The sequence below is a fragment of the Kineococcus rubinsiae genome, from assembly GCF_011839805.1.
GTDB lineage: Bacteria > Actinomycetota > Actinomycetes > Actinomycetales > Kineococcaceae > Kineococcus > Kineococcus rubinsiae.
The window spans coordinates 103,714-119,508 of sequence record NZ_VWPY01000006.1 but is presented as its reverse complement, the minus strand read 5'-3'; the positions used below and the strand labels follow the sequence as shown (position 1 = coordinate 119,508).

General features: G+C 75.9%; 15 protein-coding genes. 2 read left to right on the top strand and 13 right to left on the bottom strand.

From position 1 onward, the window contains the following. Positions 1 to 44 precede the first annotated feature (44 nt). Positions 45 to 1,001 (top strand): manganese catalase family protein, encoded by a 957-nt coding sequence (locus F1544_RS05820; RefSeq protein WP_167583188.1) that lies wholly within the window; start codon positions 45 to 47, stop codon positions 999 to 1,001. A gap of 36 nt (positions 1,002 to 1,037) precedes the next feature. On the opposite strand, the gene F1544_RS05815 is transcribed toward F1544_RS05820, so the two are convergent. The 10 genes from F1544_RS05815 to F1544_RS05770 form a co-directional block, all read right to left on the bottom strand. After that, positions 1,038 to 1,958, bottom strand: coding sequence for an alpha/beta fold hydrolase (locus F1544_RS05815; protein ID WP_167583186.1), 921 nt, complete (start codon positions 1,956 to 1,958; stop codon positions 1,038 to 1,040). A gap of 32 nt (positions 1,959 to 1,990) precedes the next feature. Continuing rightward, on the bottom strand, positions 1,991 to 2,446 hold the full coding sequence (locus tag F1544_RS05810) for a phage holin family protein (protein WP_167583184.1): 456 nt from the start codon (positions 2,444 to 2,446) through the stop codon (positions 1,991 to 1,993). A 376-nt stretch (positions 2,447 to 2,822) separates the two neighbouring features. Beyond that, the gene (locus F1544_RS05805) at positions 2,823 to 3,833 is read right to left on the bottom strand and encodes an endonuclease/exonuclease/phosphatase family protein (protein WP_208971349.1); all 1,011 of its coding nucleotides are present in this window, start codon (positions 3,831 to 3,833) and stop codon (positions 2,823 to 2,825) included. Between the two features lie 76 nt (positions 3,834 to 3,909). Then, positions 3,910 to 5,856 (bottom strand): acetate--CoA ligase, encoded by a 1,947-nt coding sequence (acs, locus tag F1544_RS05800; RefSeq protein ID WP_167583182.1) that lies wholly within the window; start codon positions 5,854 to 5,856, stop codon positions 3,910 to 3,912. Between the two features lie 53 nt (positions 5,857 to 5,909). Further along, positions 5,910 to 6,824, bottom strand: a complete 915-nt coding sequence (locus F1544_RS05795; RefSeq protein ID WP_167583180.1) for an EamA family transporter — start codon at positions 6,822 to 6,824, stop codon at positions 5,910 to 5,912. A gap of 74 nt (positions 6,825 to 6,898) precedes the next feature. Then, positions 6,899 to 7,354, bottom strand: a complete 456-nt coding sequence (gene cynS, locus F1544_RS05790) for a cyanase (RefSeq protein WP_167583178.1) — start codon at positions 7,352 to 7,354, stop codon at positions 6,899 to 6,901. A gap of 7 nt (positions 7,355 to 7,361) precedes the next feature. Then, positions 7,362 to 8,087, bottom strand: a complete 726-nt coding sequence (locus F1544_RS05785; protein WP_167583176.1) for a tellurium resistance protein — start codon at positions 8,085 to 8,087, stop codon at positions 7,362 to 7,364. Positions 8,088 to 8,182: 95 nt separating this feature from the next. Continuing rightward, the gene (gene tsaD / locus F1544_RS05780; protein WP_308469893.1) at positions 8,183 to 9,250 is read right to left on the bottom strand and encodes a tRNA (adenosine(37)-N6)-threonylcarbamoyltransferase complex transferase subunit TsaD; all 1,068 of its coding nucleotides are present in this window, start codon (positions 9,248 to 9,250) and stop codon (positions 8,183 to 8,185) included. Further along, positions 9,247 to 9,855: a peptide deformylase gene (gene def / locus F1544_RS05775; RefSeq protein WP_308469892.1), complete on the bottom strand. Its 609-nt coding sequence runs from the start codon at positions 9,853 to 9,855 to the stop codon at positions 9,247 to 9,249. The genes tsaD and def overlap by 4 nt, the downstream gene beginning before the upstream one ends. A gap of 29 nt (positions 9,856 to 9,884) precedes the next feature. Next, on the bottom strand, positions 9,885 to 11,510 hold the full coding sequence (locus F1544_RS05770; protein WP_167583174.1) for a SpoIIE family protein phosphatase: 1,626 nt from the start codon (positions 11,508 to 11,510) through the stop codon (positions 9,885 to 9,887). A gap of 112 nt (positions 11,511 to 11,622) precedes the next feature. Between F1544_RS05770 and F1544_RS05765 the strand changes: the two genes are divergently transcribed. After that, positions 11,623 to 12,000 (top strand): immunity protein CdiI family protein, encoded by a 378-nt coding sequence (locus tag F1544_RS05765; RefSeq protein ID WP_167583172.1) that lies wholly within the window; start codon positions 11,623 to 11,625, stop codon positions 11,998 to 12,000. A 17-nt stretch (positions 12,001 to 12,017) separates the two neighbouring features. Here the strand turns inward: F1544_RS05765 and F1544_RS05760 are convergent, their stop codons facing one another. The 3 genes from F1544_RS05760 to F1544_RS26165 all read right to left on the bottom strand — a co-directional run bounded on the left by F1544_RS05760 (position 12,018) and on the right by F1544_RS26165 (position 15,785). Next, positions 12,018 to 12,599 (bottom strand): HhH-GPD-type base excision DNA repair protein, encoded by a 582-nt coding sequence (locus F1544_RS05760; RefSeq protein ID WP_167583170.1) that lies wholly within the window; start codon positions 12,597 to 12,599, stop codon positions 12,018 to 12,020. Positions 12,600 to 12,642: 43 nt separating this feature from the next. Further along, positions 12,643 to 13,752, bottom strand: a complete 1,110-nt coding sequence (locus F1544_RS05755) for a GGDEF domain-containing protein (protein WP_167583168.1) — start codon at positions 13,750 to 13,752, stop codon at positions 12,643 to 12,645. Positions 13,753 to 13,847: 95 nt separating this feature from the next. Beyond that, positions 13,848 to 15,785, bottom strand: a complete 1,938-nt coding sequence (locus F1544_RS26165; protein ID WP_167583166.1) for a VanW family protein — start codon at positions 15,783 to 15,785, stop codon at positions 13,848 to 13,850. Positions 15,786 to 15,795: the final 10 nt, after the last annotated feature.

The window sequence follows — 15,795 nt, the reverse complement described above, 5'->3', positions numbered from 1 at the left end:
GGCCCACCGCTGGGGGGTCGACGCTCGACGTCTGAGGAGAACCCTTGTACCTCCACGTGCAGAAGCTCATCCACGAGATCGCCGAGGACGAGCCGGACCCCGCGGCGGCCAACGCCCTGCAGGAGGGCCTCGGCGGCCAGTTCGGCGAGATGCGCACGATGATGCAGTACCTGTTCCAGGCCATGAACTTCCGTGGGCCCGCCGCGAAGCCGTACAAGGACCTCCTGCAGGGCATCGGCACGGAGGAGATCAGCCACGTCGAGCTGATCGGCACCACCATCGCCCGCCTGCTCGACGGGTCGCCGCGCTACCAGGGCAAGGACAGCGACACCCTGGACACCCCCGGCGCGAAGGGGGCCACCCCGCTGGCGTCCGCGCTGACCGAGGGGAACATCCACCACTACCTCGTGGGCGCCCAGGGCGCGCTGCCGGTGGACTCCGCCGGCAACCCGTGGAGCGGCAGCTACGTCTACAACTCCGGCAACCTCGTGCTCGACCTGCTCTACAACCTCATGCTCGAGTCCACGGGCCGGCTGCAGAAGTGCCGCATCTACGAGATGTCCTCGAACAAGACGCTGCGCTCCACCGTCAGCTACCTCATCGTGCGCGACCAGGCGCACGAGAACGGGTACGCCAAGGCGCTGGAGACCCTCGGGGTGGACTGGAAGAAGCTCCTGCCGATCCCGAAGACCAACGCGGAGAAGTTCCCCGAGGTCAAGGCCATGGTCGACCTGGGCTGGCAGTCCAAGCAGTACAGCTTCGACCTGACCGGGTTGTCCGAGGCCGCGAAGATCTACCGCGGCGCCTCGCCGTCGAAGGACGGCACCGACCTCGACGGCACCGAGCAGGCCCCCGAGGGCGCGCCGATGACGATCGCCGAGGAGCGTTACGAGGAGTTCGCGCCGGGGCTGGACCCCGAGCTCATCGAGCTCATCCAGGCCACCGCGGACCTGGAGATGGCCGAGCCGGTCCTTACGTACGGACCGCTCACCACCGGCTGAGCACCGGTCAGATCACCACGGGGAGGACCCCGGCGGTCAGCTCCGCGCCAGCCACGACAGCAGCACGGAGCTGAACCGCTCGGGGGCCTCCTCGGGCACGTAGTGCCCGGCCCCGGGGACCTCGACGGCGCGGTGCGGCCCGGCGGCGTACTCCTCCGCGGCCGCCAGCGCCCGCGGGCCGACGGTGGGGTCCAGCGCGCCGCGCACCTGCAGCACCGGCACGTCGACGGGGCCCCGCACGCTGGCCGCGAAGCGACGGCCGTCCCCGCGCAGGGGCGAGCGGGCGATCCAGCGGTGGTACTCCAGCGCGGAGTGGGCGACGAAGGGGACGCGGACGGCCTCGCGGTAGCGGTGCAGCTCCTCGCTCCCCGGCCACCCGGGGCCGGCCCCGGCCCGCAGGACCTGCTCGACGCCGTCGCCGTGCACGAGCCGGCGCTCGGGCAGGACGGGGACCTGGCGGACGAGGGCCGCGGCGCTGGCCCGCAGGGGGCCCGTCCCTCGGCGGGCGCGGTCGGCGAGGACCTGCACGCTCAGCAGCGGGTGGGCGGCCCCGACGACGACGATGCCGCGGACCTGCCCGGGGTGCAGCGACGGCAGCGCCCAGGCGGTGCGGCCGGAGATGCCGTGCCCGACGACGACGGCGTCGCGCTCACCGAGGGCCCGGACCAGGGCCGCGACGTCGGCCGCGGACGTGGGGGTGTCGTAGCCGCGGGGCGGCTTGTCGCTCGCGCCGTAGCCGCGCAGGTCCATCGCGACGGCCCGGTACCCCGCCTCGGCGAGGGCGACGAGCTGGTGGCGCCACGCCCACCAGAACTGCGGGAAGGCGTGCAGCAGCAGCACGAGCGGGCCGGAGCCCAGCTCGGCCACGTGGAAGCGGGCCCCGTGGGCGGCGACCAGCCGGTGCCGCCACGGGCCCTCGACGAGGACGGCCGAGACGTCGGTGGTGCTCCCCGGCACGCCCCGGCGTCCTCGTCAGCCGCTCGTCGTCCTCAGCGCTTGGTCAGCGCGGGGGAGACGGTGCTCGGCTTGCCCGTCGCGCTGGCCTTCAGCACGGCGACGGTCTCCTTGGTGGTGCGGATGGTGCGCTCCGGCGGGCGGACCTTCTTGATGGCGCCCAGGCCGACGACGGCGAGCGCGCCCGCGACGAGGAGCATCGCGACGGCGACGACCAGGAACGACAGCCAGACGGGCCAGCCGGCGCCCTCGTGCAGCGCGTAGGCCACGGTGACGCCGAGGAAGATGAAGGCGACGAAGCCGAACACGCCGGCGACGGCGAACAGGCCGCCGCCGAGGGCGCCGTTCTTCACGTCGGCGGTGATCTCGGCCTTGGCCAGCGCGACCTCGTAGCGGACCAGCTCCGAGATGTCCTTCGTCGCGTCGGACACGAGCTGCCCGATGCTGCGCTCGGGCGGGGTGACCGGCTTCCGGTCGTAGACGGTCGACATCAGTCCTCCTCGTGCCGCCGCGGGCGGCGGTTGCCGGGCCGTCGGCGGTCTCGCACGCGGCAGGAGGAACCCTAGGGCCTGTCCGGCGGATCTCCACCCGGGCCGTCGTCGCCCGGGCTCCGGGAGCCGCGGCCGGCGGTCGGGGGGTGCGCGTCGCCGCCGGCGGGGGGACCGACGGCGACGCAGTGATCGCTCTCTCGCACAGGGGAACGAGCGCTGATCACGGAGAGACTAGGGGTGCGCGGGGCCGTTGCGTGAGCGTTCCAGCAACTGCGCCGGGCCGCGTGCACCGATCGGACCAACGGGGTGTCGACGCACTGTCGACCACTCATCGACGCAGTGTCGACTCCTGCCGTCCGCGTGGTCGCGGAGGGCCTCAGCCGACGGGTCGCCACCGGGTCACGAGGGCCCGGTGGTCGCTGCCGCGCAGGGCCTCGACGCGGGAGCCGACCGCCCGCCAGGCGTCCCCGTCGGCCAGCGCGTGGTCGATGGTGGCGCCGAGCGCGGCGGGCACGCGCGCGGGCCAGGTGCCGCGCGCGCCCGTGCCCGTCTCCCGCCCGGCGTCCACGCAGGAGCCGCTCAGCCGCAGCCCCGGGTGGTCGAGGGTGGCGTTGAGGTCGCCCGCGAGCAGCGCGCCCGGCGTCGCCGCGCACCAGGCGGCCACGGCGGCCGTCTCGCGGCGCCACTGCGGCAGCAGGGCCGTCACGGGGGCCGCGGTGTGGGCGGCGGCGAGGACGGGGCCCCGCCCGGAGACGGGGGCGGCCGTCACGACGGCCTTGAACCCGTTGGCGAGCTCGCCGGTGGGGCGGTAGGTCCCCAGCGCCTCGCTGACCAGCAGCGCCGTGCCGTAGGTGCCCCGCCCGTCACCGCGGTCGGCGGCGAAGAACACCTGCATGCGCGCTCCCCCGCCGGCCTCGATCCGCGCCGCGACGTCGTCGGCGTAGGCCTGCGTCGACTCGGGCAGGGAGACCGCGTCGGCGTTGTCGCGCAGGGCCAGCGCGGCGACCGCGGCGGGGTCGGCCGCGGCGACGAAGACGTTGGCCGCGAGGACGGTCACGTCGCCGGGCGCGGCCGGCGGCAGCTCCCCCGCCCCCGCGCCGCGCCCGAGCGTGACCGCCAGGGACGTCCCGGCGGCCACCGCGAGGACCAGGGCCGCGGGCAGCACGCGCCGGAACCGCAGCCCCGCGAGCCCGGCGACGCCCGCGAGCGCCGCGGTGCCCAGGGCGACGGGGAGGCGGAAGGGCACGGTCCAGACGAAGGGGCGGGAGCCCGCGAGGCCCACCCACTGCGGGGCGGTGGCGAGCAGGGCCCCGCAGGCCACGACGCCGGTGGCCACGACGGTGGCGACCAGGGCGCGGGTCGGGTGCGAGGGGTGTCGGCGCAGCACCCTCCCACCGTGACGCACCGCCCCGGCCCGCGCGGCGGTGCGCAGGTCGGGTGCGGTGCAGATCACGTGCAGGACGTCAGTCGTCGGCGGCCTTCATGCCGCCGCGGATGGAGTCCATGACGGTGGAGTCGGTCAGCGTCGTGACGTCACCGGGCTCGCGGTGCTCGGCGACGTCGCGCAGCAGGCGCCGCATGATCTTGCCGGAGCGCGTCTTGGGCAGCTCCGCCACGACCATGATCGAGCGGGGCTTGGCGATGGGCCCGATCTCCTTGCCGACGTGGTTGCGCAGGTCCGCGACGGTGTCGGGGCCCTCCTCGTGCCCGGCGCGGAGGATGACGAAGGCGACGACCGACTGGCCCGTCGTCTCGTCGGTGGCGCCGACGACCGCGGCCTCCGCGACGTCGGGGTGCGAGACCAGCGCCGACTCGATCTCGGCCGTGGAGAGCCGGTGGCCCGAGACGTTCATGACGTCGTCGACGCGACCCAGCAGCCAGATGTCGCCGTCCTCGTCGCGCTTGGCGCCGTCGCCCGCGAAGTAGCGGCCCGGGAAGCGCGCCCAGTACGTGTCCTTGAAGCGCTGGTCGTCGTGCCAGAGGCCGCGCAGCATCGCGGGCCACGGCTCGGTGAGGACGAGGTAGCCGGCCTCGCCGTGCCCGACGGGCTCGCCCGCGTCGTCGACGACCTCGGCCACGATCCCCGGCACGGGCACCTGCGCCGAGCCGGGCTTGAGCGTCGTGACGCCCGGCAGCGGGGTGATCATGTGCCCGCCGGTCTCGGTCTGCCACCACGTGTCGACGATGGGCGTGCGGCCCGCGCCGATGACGCGGCGGTACCAGGACCAGGCCTCGGGGTTGATGTTCTCGCCCACGCTGCCCAGCAGGCGCAGCGAGGACAGGTCGTGGCCCGCCGGGAACTCCTCGCCCCACTTCATGCAGGTCCGGATCGCCGTGGGCGCGGTGTAGAGGATCGTCACGCCGTACTTCTCGACCAGGGACCACCAGCGGTCCTTGCCGGGGGTGTCGGGCGTGCCCTCGTAGATGACCTGGGTGGCGCCGTTGGCCAGCGGGCCGTAGACGACGTAGGAGTGGCCCGTGACCCAGCCGACGTCGGCGGTGCACCAGTAGACGTCGGTCTCGGGGCGCAGGTCGAACACCGCGCGCATCGTGAACGCGATCTGGGTGAGGTACCCGCCGGAGGTGTGCAGGATCCCCTTGGGCTTCCCGGTGGTGCCCGAGGTGTAGAGGATGAACAGCGGCTGCTCGGCGTCGAAGGCCTGCGCCTCGTGCTCGGGGCTCGCCTGCTCCAGCGCCTCGTGCCACCAGACGTCCAGGCCCTCGTTCCACGCAACGTCCTCGCCGTTGCGGCGCACCACGAGGACGGCCGCGACGCTCGGGCAGCCCTTGGCGATCGCGGCGTCGACGGCGGGCTTCAGCGTGGTCGCCTTGCCGCGGCGGTAGGAGCCGTCGCACGTGATGACGACCTTCGCCTCGGCGTCGTTGATGCGCGAGTGCAGCGCGTCGGCGGAGAACCCGCCGAACACGACGCTGTGCGGGGCGCCCAGGCGCGCGCACGCGAGCATCGCGACGACGGACTCGACGAGCATCGGCAGGTAGATCGCGACGCGGTCGCCCGCCTCGACGCCCAGCGCGGTCAGCGCGTTGGCGGCCCGGTTCACCTGCTCGGACAGCTGCGCGTACGTGACGGTCTGCGTGTCACCGGGTTCGCCCTCGAAGTGCAGCGCGACGCGGTCGCCGTGGCCGGCCGCGACGTGGCGGTCGACGCAGTTCACGGCGACGTTGAGGCGGCCGCCGACGAACCACTTCGCGAAGGGCGCGTCGCTCCAGTCCAGGGTCTGGGTGAAGTCGGTGTCCCAGTCCACGTGGGCGCGGGCCTGCTCGGCCCAGAACCCGAGGCGGTCCGCGGCGGCCCTCTCGTACAGGTCGGCCTTGGCCACGGCCTGCTGCGCGAACGCCGCGTCGGGCGCGACGGAGATCGGCGCGGGCGCGCTGTCCTGGGTGCTCACGTTCGTCCTCCTCGACGGGTCCTCCGGCCGCCACGGCCGGGTTCGGGCTGAGGCTAGCCGCCCGGGACGTGCGGGTGCGTGGCCAGATCGCGCTCGCGGCGCGCCGACAGCGTCGACCCCGCGCTGGCGGCCACGACGACGGCGATCGCGACGACGGAGGTCAGGGGCAGCGCCTGGCCGAGCGCGAGGAGGCCGACGAGGGCCGCGATGCCCGGTTCGAGGCTCAGCAGGACGCCGAAGGTCCGCGCGGGCAGGCGCCGCAGCGCGACCAGCTCGAGGGAGTACGGCACGACGGAGGACGCGAGCGCGACGACGAGCCCGAGGCCGAGGACCGCGGGGTGCAGCAGGTCCGTCCCGGCGCCGGCGAGACCCGCGGGCAGGACGAGCACCCCGGCGACGACGCTCGCGACCGCGAGGCCGGACTGCCCGGGCAGGGCGGCGCCGACCCGCGCGCTGAGCAGGACGTAGGCGGCCCAGAACGCGCCCGCGACCAGCGCCAGCGCGACCCCGGCGAGGTCGAGGTCACCGCCCGCGCCGTCCCCGCCGAGCCCGAGCGTCGCGACCCCGACGAGGGCGAGCACCACCCACACGAGGTCGCGGGCGCGCCGCGTCAGCACCGCGGACAGCACGAGCGGGCCGAGGAACTCGCACGTGACGGCCACGCCGAGGGGGATGCGGTCGATGGCGAGGTAGAACGCGGAGTTCATGGCGGCGAGGCTCACGCCGAAGCCCGCCGACAGCAGCCACTGCCGCCGCGACCACGTCCGCACGCGGGGGCGGACGACGAGGACCAGCACGACCGCGGCGAGCCCCAGCCGCAGCGCCGTGGCGCCCGTCGCGCCCACCGGGTCGAAGAGCCGGCTCGCGACGGCCGCACCGACCTGCACCGACGCGGCGGCCCCGATCACCATGCCGACCGCGGGGAGCGTGGACGACGCCGTGGTCGCCCCGGCCGGCGCAGTGCTCATGTGCCACCACGCTAGCCCCCCTCCCCCACGGTGATCGTGCAGGTCGTCCCTGCACGATCACCGAGGGGCGGGCGTCACCACTGGTAGTCGAGGAACTTCCCGTCGAGGGTGATGACGACGCGGTCGCCGCCCGGGTCGGCGCGCCGCTGCACGTCGACCTTGAAGTTGATCGCGCTCATGATGCCGTCGCCGAACTCCTCGTGGATGAGCTCCTTCAGCGCCGGGCCGTACACGCCGAGCGCCTCGTAGAGGCGGTACAGCGTCGGGTCGGTCGGGATCTCCTGCCGGCCGCTGCCGCGGTACGGCTGCACCTGCAGCGCCTCGACGACGGCGGCCTCCAGGCCCAGCAGCTCGCCGACGACCTCGGCCTCCGCCGCGGGCACGGCGTGCTGGCCGAGCAGCGCGGCGACGGTCCAGACCGGGTCGCGCCCGATGGCCGCCGCGAGCTGCGCCCAGCTCGTGCCCGTGCGGAACCGGGCGCGCCGCACGAGCTCCCCGGCCGTCTCCTTGCTGACGACGTCGGCGCTCACGCCCGCCTCACTTGCGCCCCGTGCGCCACTTCATGCCCCAGCTGAACGCCTCGTCGAGAGCCTGCTGACCGCCCTGGACGTAGCGGACCTCGCGCTGCACGGCGACCTCGCGGCCGTCGGAGGTGAACTGCGCGATGGCGCACATGGGCGACTTGTCGTCGTGCTCGTCGAGGCGGACCTCGATCTCGGGGCCGCTCGCGGGGAACAGCGTCACGACCGCGTCGGCCGCGGCCCAGTTCGGCACGCCCTCGTAGATGAACGCGAACACCAGGACGCGCTTGATCTTGGCGGCCTGGCGCAGGTCGACGAACAGGTTCTCGCCGCCGCCGCCCGTGCGGTCGTCCCCGTCGAGCCAGACGACCGGGTCGCCCTGCGCGCGGTCGCGGAACGCGTTGCCGAGGGCCTGCACGACGCCCTTGGACCCGTCGGTGAACTCGTACAGCGCCCCGAGGTCGAGGTCGATCCCACCCTGCGGCGCCGCGGCCGCCTTGAGCTTGGAGAAGAACCCGCCACCGCCGGCGGGCGCCGCGCCCGCGGGGCGCGCGTTCCAGGCCAGGTGCACGCGCACCGTGCCGCCCGCCGCACCGGACTTCGACAGCGACACCTTGGGCGCGGACTTCGTCAGCGTGACCTTGCTCAGCGAGACACCGCCCGGCGAGGGGGCCGCGCGGGGCGTGGGCTCGGGGGTCGGCTCCGGGCTGGACCCCGGGCGCTTGGAGTAGTCGATGGGCACGTGCGGTCGCCTTCCCTCGGTGGTGCTCCCCCCGGCAGCCGGGTGGGACGGATCGGTCTCCGGAGTCAACGCCCAGGGTGGCCCCCGGGTGCCCGTCAGCTCCAGGGGCCGCTGAGCAGCGCGCCGGTCAGCCGGGCGGACGGGTCGGCGGCCAGCGCGAGGCCCGAGGCGGGCGCCCCGCCGCGCACGAGCAGGTCCCCGACCGCGGCGATCATCGCGCCGTTGTCGGTGCACAGCCGCGGCGGCGGCACGCGCAGCTCGATCCCCGCTGCGGCGCAGCGCTCCTCGGCCAGCGCCCGCACGCGGGAGTTGGCCGCGACCCCGCCCACGACGAGCAGCGCGTCCACGTCGTGCTCGCGGCACGCGGCCAGCGCCTTGCGCGTCAGGACGTCGGCGACGGCCTCCTGGAACGACGCCGCGACGTCGGCCACGGGAACCTCGCCCCCCGCGTCGGCGCGCGCCTCGACCCAGCGGGCCACGGCCGTCTTCACGCCGGAGAACGAGAACCCGTACGGCGCGTCGCCCGGCCGGGTCAGGGCCCGCGGGAACCGGACGGCGGCCGGGTCCCCGGCCCGCGCGGCGGCATCGATCGCCGGGCCCCCCGGGTAGGGCAGGCCGAGCACGCGGGCGACCTTGTCGAAGGCCTCCCCCGCCGCGTCGTCGATCGTGTCGCCCAGGTGCACGACGGGGTCGCGCGCCAGGTCGCCCAGCAGCAGCAGCGACGTGTGCCCGCCCGAGACGACCAGCGCCACGCAGCGGCGCGGCAGCGGCCCGTGCACGAGGGCGTCCACGGCCGCGTGGCCCGCGAGGTGGTGCACGCCGTACAGCGGCTTGCCGAGGGCGAAGGCGAGCGCCTTGGCGCTCGCGAGCCCGACCTGCACGGCGGTCGAGAGCCCGGGGCCGGCGGTCACCGCGACCGCGTCGACGGCGGCCAGGTCGAGGGAGGCGGCCTGCAGGGCCTGCTCCAGGACGGGCAGCATCGACTCCAGGTGGGCGCGCGCCGCGACCTCGGGCACGACGCCGCCGTAGCGCGCGTGCTCGTCCATGCTCGACGCGAGCGCGTCGCCGAGCAGGACGCCGTCGCTGACCAGGCCCACCCCGGTCTCGTCGCAGGACGTCTCGATCCCCAGCACCACCGGGTGGCCGAGGGTGGGCGCGCTCACGCGCTCAGGCCCGCCGCGGCGAGGATCTCGGTGCGCTGCTCCAGGGGCAGCCGGTCCACGTAGACGACGCCCTCCAGGTGGTCGCACTCGTGCTGCAGGCAGCGCGCCAGGAGGCCGGTGCCGACGATCGTCACGGGCTGCCCGTGCACGTCGACGCCGCGCACCTCGGCGTGGTCGGGCCGCGCGAGGTCGGCGTACTCCCCCGGCACCGACAGGCAGCCCTCCCCGTCGAGGTCCAGGCGGCGCTTGCGGCCCGTGGGCAGGACGAGCACGGGGTTCACGACGTGCGCGACGACCTGCTCCTCGTCCTCGTCGGGGCAGTCCACGACGAAGACGCGGGCGTCGACGCCGATCTGGTTGGCGGCCAGGCCCACGCCGTCGGCGGCGGCCATGCTCGCGAACATGTCCGCGACCAGCTGGACCAGCTCGGGGCCGAACTCGGTGACGGGCGCGCAGCGGCGGTGCAGCACCGGCGTGAAGTAGGTCGTGATGGGGTGCGCGCGGCCCTCGACGCCCTCGAAGACGACGGGACCCTGCTCGGCCGGTGTCTCCTCGGCCTGCGTCTCCTCGACGGCTGCCTGCTCGTCCACGTGTTCGGGGTCCACGACGGACGATCGTAGGTGAGGCCGCCGGCTCAGCGCTGCGGCAGGAGGCGGGCCGCGAGGACCGCGACGTCGTCCCCGCCCGCGGTGCCGCCGAGCGTCGTGGTCAGCACGTCCTCGAGGCCCTCGCCCAGGTCACCCGCGGCCAGGACCCCCGCGGCGGCGCGCAGCCGCTCGATGCCGGTGTCGAGGTCGGAGCCGCGGCGCTCGACGAGGCCGTCGGTGTAGAACAGGACGACGGCTCCCGGCGGCAGGTCCACGACGTGGTCGGTGCGCGGGGTGCCGGCGCGCACGCCCAGCAGCAGCTCCGGGCTGCTGTCCAGGCACCGCACCTCGCCGCCGGGCAGCACCAGCAGGGGCGGCGGGTGGCCGGCGTTGGTCCAGCGGAAGCGCCGGCCCTGCTCGCCGTCCCGCTCCACGCGCCCCACGACGCAGCTCGCCATCAGCGGCTCGCCGCCCAGGGAGCTCAGGACGGACTCCAGCCGCACCAGCAGCTGGGCGGGCGCGTCGTCGCGGTCGACGGCCAGCGAGCGCAGCGCGATCCGCAGCTGGCCCATGGCGGCGGCCGCGGCGATGTCGTGGCCCGTGACGTCGCCGATGACGAGCATCGTCTCCCCGCCGGGCAGCACGACCCCGTCGAACCAGTCGCCGCCGACCTGCTCGAGCCCGCCCGCGGCCTCGTACCGGGCCCGCAGCTCCAGGTGCGCCGCCTGCGGGAGCTCGCTGGTGAGCAGCGACTGCTGCAGGGTGCGCGCGGTGGCGGTGCGCTCGGCGAGCAGCGACGCCCGCTCCAGCGCCTGCCCCGCGTAGGAGGCGAAGGCGCGCAGCAGCACCTGCTCGGCGTCGGCGCTCGCGTGCTCGACGTACCAGACGAGGACCAGCAGGCCCTCGACCCGGCCGGGCGGGCCCAGCGGCAGGACGGCCGTGGCGAGCACCCGCTCCCAGCGCGGGGCGAGCTCGGGGTATCGCCGCTGCAGCTCCGCCTGGCCCAGGAACAGCGGAACGCCCGTGCGGGCGACCTCCGTGCCGGGGCCCGGGCCGTCCAGCGGCATGTCGCCCCACTCGCGCACGGCCTCGGTGCCGACGCGCTCCAGGTAGGGGGTGCGCAGGACGCGGCGGTCGTGGTCGACGACCGTCAGGGCCGCGTGGTCGGCCCCGAAGGACGTGCCCGCGACCCGCATGACGGCCTCGGCGATGTCGTCGACCGTGCTCGTGGCGGAGAGGGCCTCGGACAGCGCGAGCAGGTCCTGCGCGTGCTGCAGGCTCTCCTGCAGCGACCCCAGGAGCCCGTCGCGCTCCGCCTCGAGGGCGGCGGCGGCCGTGACGTCGCGGAACGCGCACAGGACCCGCCCGTCGAAGCTGCGGGCACGGACCTCGACCGTCATCGCGGTGCCGGGGAAGGGTCCCGTCCACGTCACGAGGCCGGCGGCGTGGCGGGCCCGGCGCAGGCCCTCGTGGAACGGCGAGCCGACGGCGGCGGGGAACAGCTCCCCCAGCGGGCGGCCGACGACCGCAGCCGCGTCCCGCCCGAAGAGGGCGGCCCCGGCGGGGTTGACGAGGACGATGCGCCAGTCGCGGTGGTCGAGCACGACGATGCCGTCGGCGACCTCCTGCCAGACCGCCACCAGGAGCGGGTCCACCGCTCCTGCAGCGTCCATGGCCCGACCCTAGGGACGGCGGGGCCGCGGGCGCAGGCGATCAGCCCGACCGGCCCGCGCGAGGTCCCGGCGGCCGGTGGCGGCGCGCGCGGCGTCGGCCTATCCTCCTGCGGTGCCCGACGGCCCCGTGTTCCGGAACCTCCTGCAGCGCACGCCGCAGTACGACCGGCTGCGCCTCATGAGCGACTACCTGGCGCCGACGCCGGTGTGGGCGCCCGCGGAGCTGGGCGGCTACGTCCTGACCGACCTCCAGCAGCTCGGGGTCGAGGAGGCGCTCTGCCGCGAGCTCCTCGCGTGGCAGCACTACTTCGACGAGCACCACCCGCTGGACCTGTGCGCGTGGGACTCCCCGCGCTCGGAGGCGACGTACGCCGACGACGGTCACCGCCTGCACGACCGGCTGCGCGCCGCCCTGCCGGGCGTCCGGGTCGACCTCGACCTGTGGCCCGTGCCGGACGACGGCGACGACGCCCCCGCCGACGAGGCCTGAGGCCCAGCCGACGAGGCTCAGCCGGCCTTCTCCTTCGCGGCCCGCTTGAGCTCCTGCTTGGTGGCGCGGACCTCCTGCAGCGACGCCGCGTCGACGATGTCGGCGATCGAGCGCCGCGCCCCCTCGGCGCCGTAGTCCCCCGCCGCCTCGCGCCACCCGGGCGGCTGCACGCCGTACTGCTTGCCCAGCAGGGCCACGAAGATCTTCGACTTCTGCGCCCCGAAGCCCGGCAGGGCCCCGACGCGCCGCAGCAGCGTGACGCCGTCGGGGGCGTCGTCCCACAGCGCCTCGGTGCGCCCGTCGTAGTCCTCCACCAGCGCCGCGGCGAGGCCCTGCGCGCGCGTGGCCATCGACCCGGGGTAGCGGTGCAGCGCCGGCGGGCCCTGGAAGTGCGCCTTCAGGACGTCCGGGTCGGCGGTGGCGATGTCGTGGGCCGACAGCGTCGGGGTGCCCATCCGCTCGGCCAGCAGCCGCGGCGCGGAGAACGCCCACTCCATGGGGACCTGCTGGTCCAGCAGCATCCCGAGCAGCAGCGCCAGGGGGTCCCGGCTCAGCAGCTCGTCGGCCGCGTCGTCCTGCGTGAGGTGGAGGGTGGGCACGCCGCCATCCTGCCTCGCGGGGCCCGCCGCGTCACGGGTCCCGTCAGGACGGCGGGACGGGCGCGGCCGCGACCGCCCGCGCCTCGGCCCGCGCGGGCCGGCGCCGGTCCTTGACCTCGTACATCGCGAGGTCGGCCGCCGCCACCAGCGCGGCCGCGGGGACGGGGGCGGCGGCGAGCGCCAGGCCGATGCTCACGCCCAGCGGCGCCCAGGCGCCGCCCACGTCGTAGCGGGCCGTGACGGCGTCCTCGACGCGGGTGACCGCGGCCCGGGCGGCCTCCTCGCCGGGCAGCCCGGTCAGCACGATCAGGAACTCGTCGCCGCCCAGGCGGGCCACGTGCTCGTCGTCGCGGACGAGCTCGCGCAGGCGTGCGGCGACGGCCACGATCGCGCGGTCCCCGCCGTCGTGGCCGTGGGTGTCGTTGACGGCCTTGAACCCGTCGAGGTCGGCGAACAACACGGCGATCTGCGCGGACGGCGAGGCGTGCGCCAGCGCGCCCTCGAGCCGGCGCACGACCTCGGCGCGGTCCAGCAGCCCCGTGAGGCGGTCGTGGGTCGCGGCGTGCAGCAGGTCGCGCGTGTGCCGGCCGCGCTCGTCCTCCAGCGCCTGCTCGACCCGCTCGCGGTCGCGGGTCACGAGGCCGACGTTGACGACGAGGACCGCGAAGAACACGAGCTCGACGGCGGCGATCACGTCGCCCGTGAGCGGGTCCACGATCGAGGGGACCCAGCCGCGGTGCACGGCCACCTGCAGCAGGACGACGGTCACGACGCCCTGCAGCAGCCCGAAGCGCCCGGCGCGGTGCCCGGACCACCCGACGTGGACGACGGTCGTGACGGCGAGCGCCGCGCACGCGAGCCAGGGCAGGCCCAGGGTGCACAGCCACGCCGTGAAGCCCGCCCCGCCGACCAGCATCCGCAGCGGCGCCCGGTTGTCCAGGCGCCCGCCGCCGAGGCGCAGCTGCACGGGCGTGGAGCGCACGAAGGCCAGGCCCGCGCACACGAGGGCGCAGACCCACGGCGTGGCCGGCCCGGGCCGCAGCGCGTCGAGGAAGATCGCGGGCACGCCGCCGGCGACGGCACCGACGGCGGCGTAGAGCAGGCCGTCGGCCACCGGGTGCAGGTCGTGCAGGGGTGCGCGTCGCGTCGTCACGCCGGTCCCCTCCCGCCCGGGAGGCGGACGCCCCCGTCCTGTCATCGGAGGCCGCGGGCCCGTCCTGAACGCGGCCGCGGGCGGCGGGGGTCGGCTCAGCCGGTGGCGGGCGGGACCGGCGCCACGGGTGCCGGCGCGGTCGGGGTCGGCGTGGGGGTGGGCGCCGGGCGCGCGGCCGGGTCGGGGCCGCAGACGATCCGGTTCACCGCGTTGTAGGTCGTGTCGAAGTTCTCGCGCTGCTCGGCGCCGCCCCCGACGGGCGTCATGATCCGCGTGACACGCACCTTGAACCCCGCGTGCGGGGCCTGCGTCGAGCACGACGCGCTGGTGTCGTAGACCGTCTTCGGGGACGTGACGTTCGTGCGCGGGCCCTTCTCGGCCCGCACCTCCCGGAACCGCGTGCCGTAGAAGGACACGGTCACCTGGTTCCCGACGATCCCGGCCTCGATGTAGACGCCGTGCCCGGAGTCGTTGCGGAACCGGTTGTCGATGCTGCGCCAGTCGATCGTGGCCTCGCGGCCCTCGGGGTAGCGGGAGATGTAGAACGAGTGCGGCTTGTGCTCGAGCTCGTCCAGCCCCGCGAAGAACACGTTGTTGAACAGCGTCGTGGACAGCTGCGAGACGCCGCCGCCGTAGTCGTCGACGAGCTTGCCGCCGCTGATGACGGGCGCCTTGTGGAAGCCGCGCGCGGGGGTCCGCTCGCCCACGGTGTCGTTGAGGGAGAACTCCGCGCCGGGTGCCACGACGGTCCCGTCCAGCGAGGCCGCGGCGATCCGGATGTTGTCGGTGCGGTCGGCGTCGGGCGTCAGGGTCGTGGAGAACGTGGAGATCCGCTCGACGATCCCCAGGTCCTGCAGCGCCTGTGTCGTCACCGCGGCGGGCTTCGCGGTCAGCGCGATCTCGGCCCGGCGCGTCACACCGGCCGCGCCCGGACTGCCCGACGGGCCGGGGCTGCTCGACGCGCTGGGACTGCTCGACGCGCTGGGGGTCGCGGTCGAGGCGGCGGGGGCGAGGGCCGCGGTCACGGCGCTCGCGAGCGCCGCCGGGTCGACCTCGGTGCCGTCGACCGCGGGCACCACCACGGGCGCCCCGGCCTGGATGCGGATCACGGCGTCCTGCGCGGCGACCTGGAAGCCGGGCTCGGCCGCGACGACGACCGCCGCGAGCGCGGCCCCGTCGGTCACCAGCCGCATCCGCCCGTCCACGGGCCGGACGGCGAGGGCGGGCGCGAACGTGGCGGGCGGCAGGGCGACCTCGCGGCCGCCCCCGGCGACGACGAGGTCGCCGGTGACCGCGGGCACGGCGACGGCGTCGACCGCGGCCGCGACCTCGTCGGCGTCCGCGCTGGGCGAGGTCCCCTGCGCCGCGACGGTCAGGGGGCCATCACCCGCGACGGGCCACTGCCGGGCCACCGCGTCGGTGGCGGCGGCGACGTCGAGGTCGCGGCCCTTCGCGGGCTGCTGGACGACGGGCGCCACGGCCGTGCCGTCGACGCGGAAGGTCGCGGCGCCCTCGACGGCCGGGGTCCGCACGCTCGCGGCCACGGGGGCGAGCGCGGCCGAGAGCGCGGAGCGGTCCACGTCGACCACGGGGCGCTGCTCACCGCCCCCGGCGACGTGGTCCCAGAGCACGCGGGGGTCCCAGGCCGCGGCGGTGACCTGCTCGGCCGTCGCGGGCACGTCCACGGCGAGGCCCGCGCTCGCCGGGGCGAGCGAGGCGTCGACGTCAGTACCGGCCCCGCTGACGCGCAGCGCCACGGGGGCCGCGGTGAGCGCGGAGACCGGGGCGGCGAGGGCGTCGCGCACCCCGGCGCGGTCGGCTCCCCCGACGTCGGTGCCGAGGATCGTCGTGCCGCGGGGCGCCGTGCCGCCGAGGGCCAGCGCGGCCGTGGCGTAACCGCCGACGACGACCACCCCGGCCGCGATCAGCCAGGCCCGCGTCCGGCGGCGGGCCCGCGCCCGGTAGTGACCCCCGGGACGCGACGGGCCCCGCCCGCGCTCCTGCTCGGCTGACTGCTCGACCCGCTCGCTCACGTCTCCCCCT

Bases quoted from the DNA above. Each gene is read 5' to 3' on its own strand.
- F1544_RS05810 (WP_167583184.1), bottom strand. From the start codon at position 2,446: ATGTCGACCGTCTACGACCGGAAGCCGGTCACCCCGCCCGAGCGCAGC.
- F1544_RS05770 (WP_167583174.1), bottom strand. From the start codon at position 11,510: ATGGACGCTGCAGGAGCGGTGGACCCGCTCCTGGTGGCGGTCTGGCAG.
- F1544_RS05795 (WP_167583180.1), bottom strand. From the start codon at position 6,824: ATGAGCACTGCGCCGGCCGGGGCGACCACGGCGTCGTCCACGCTCCCC.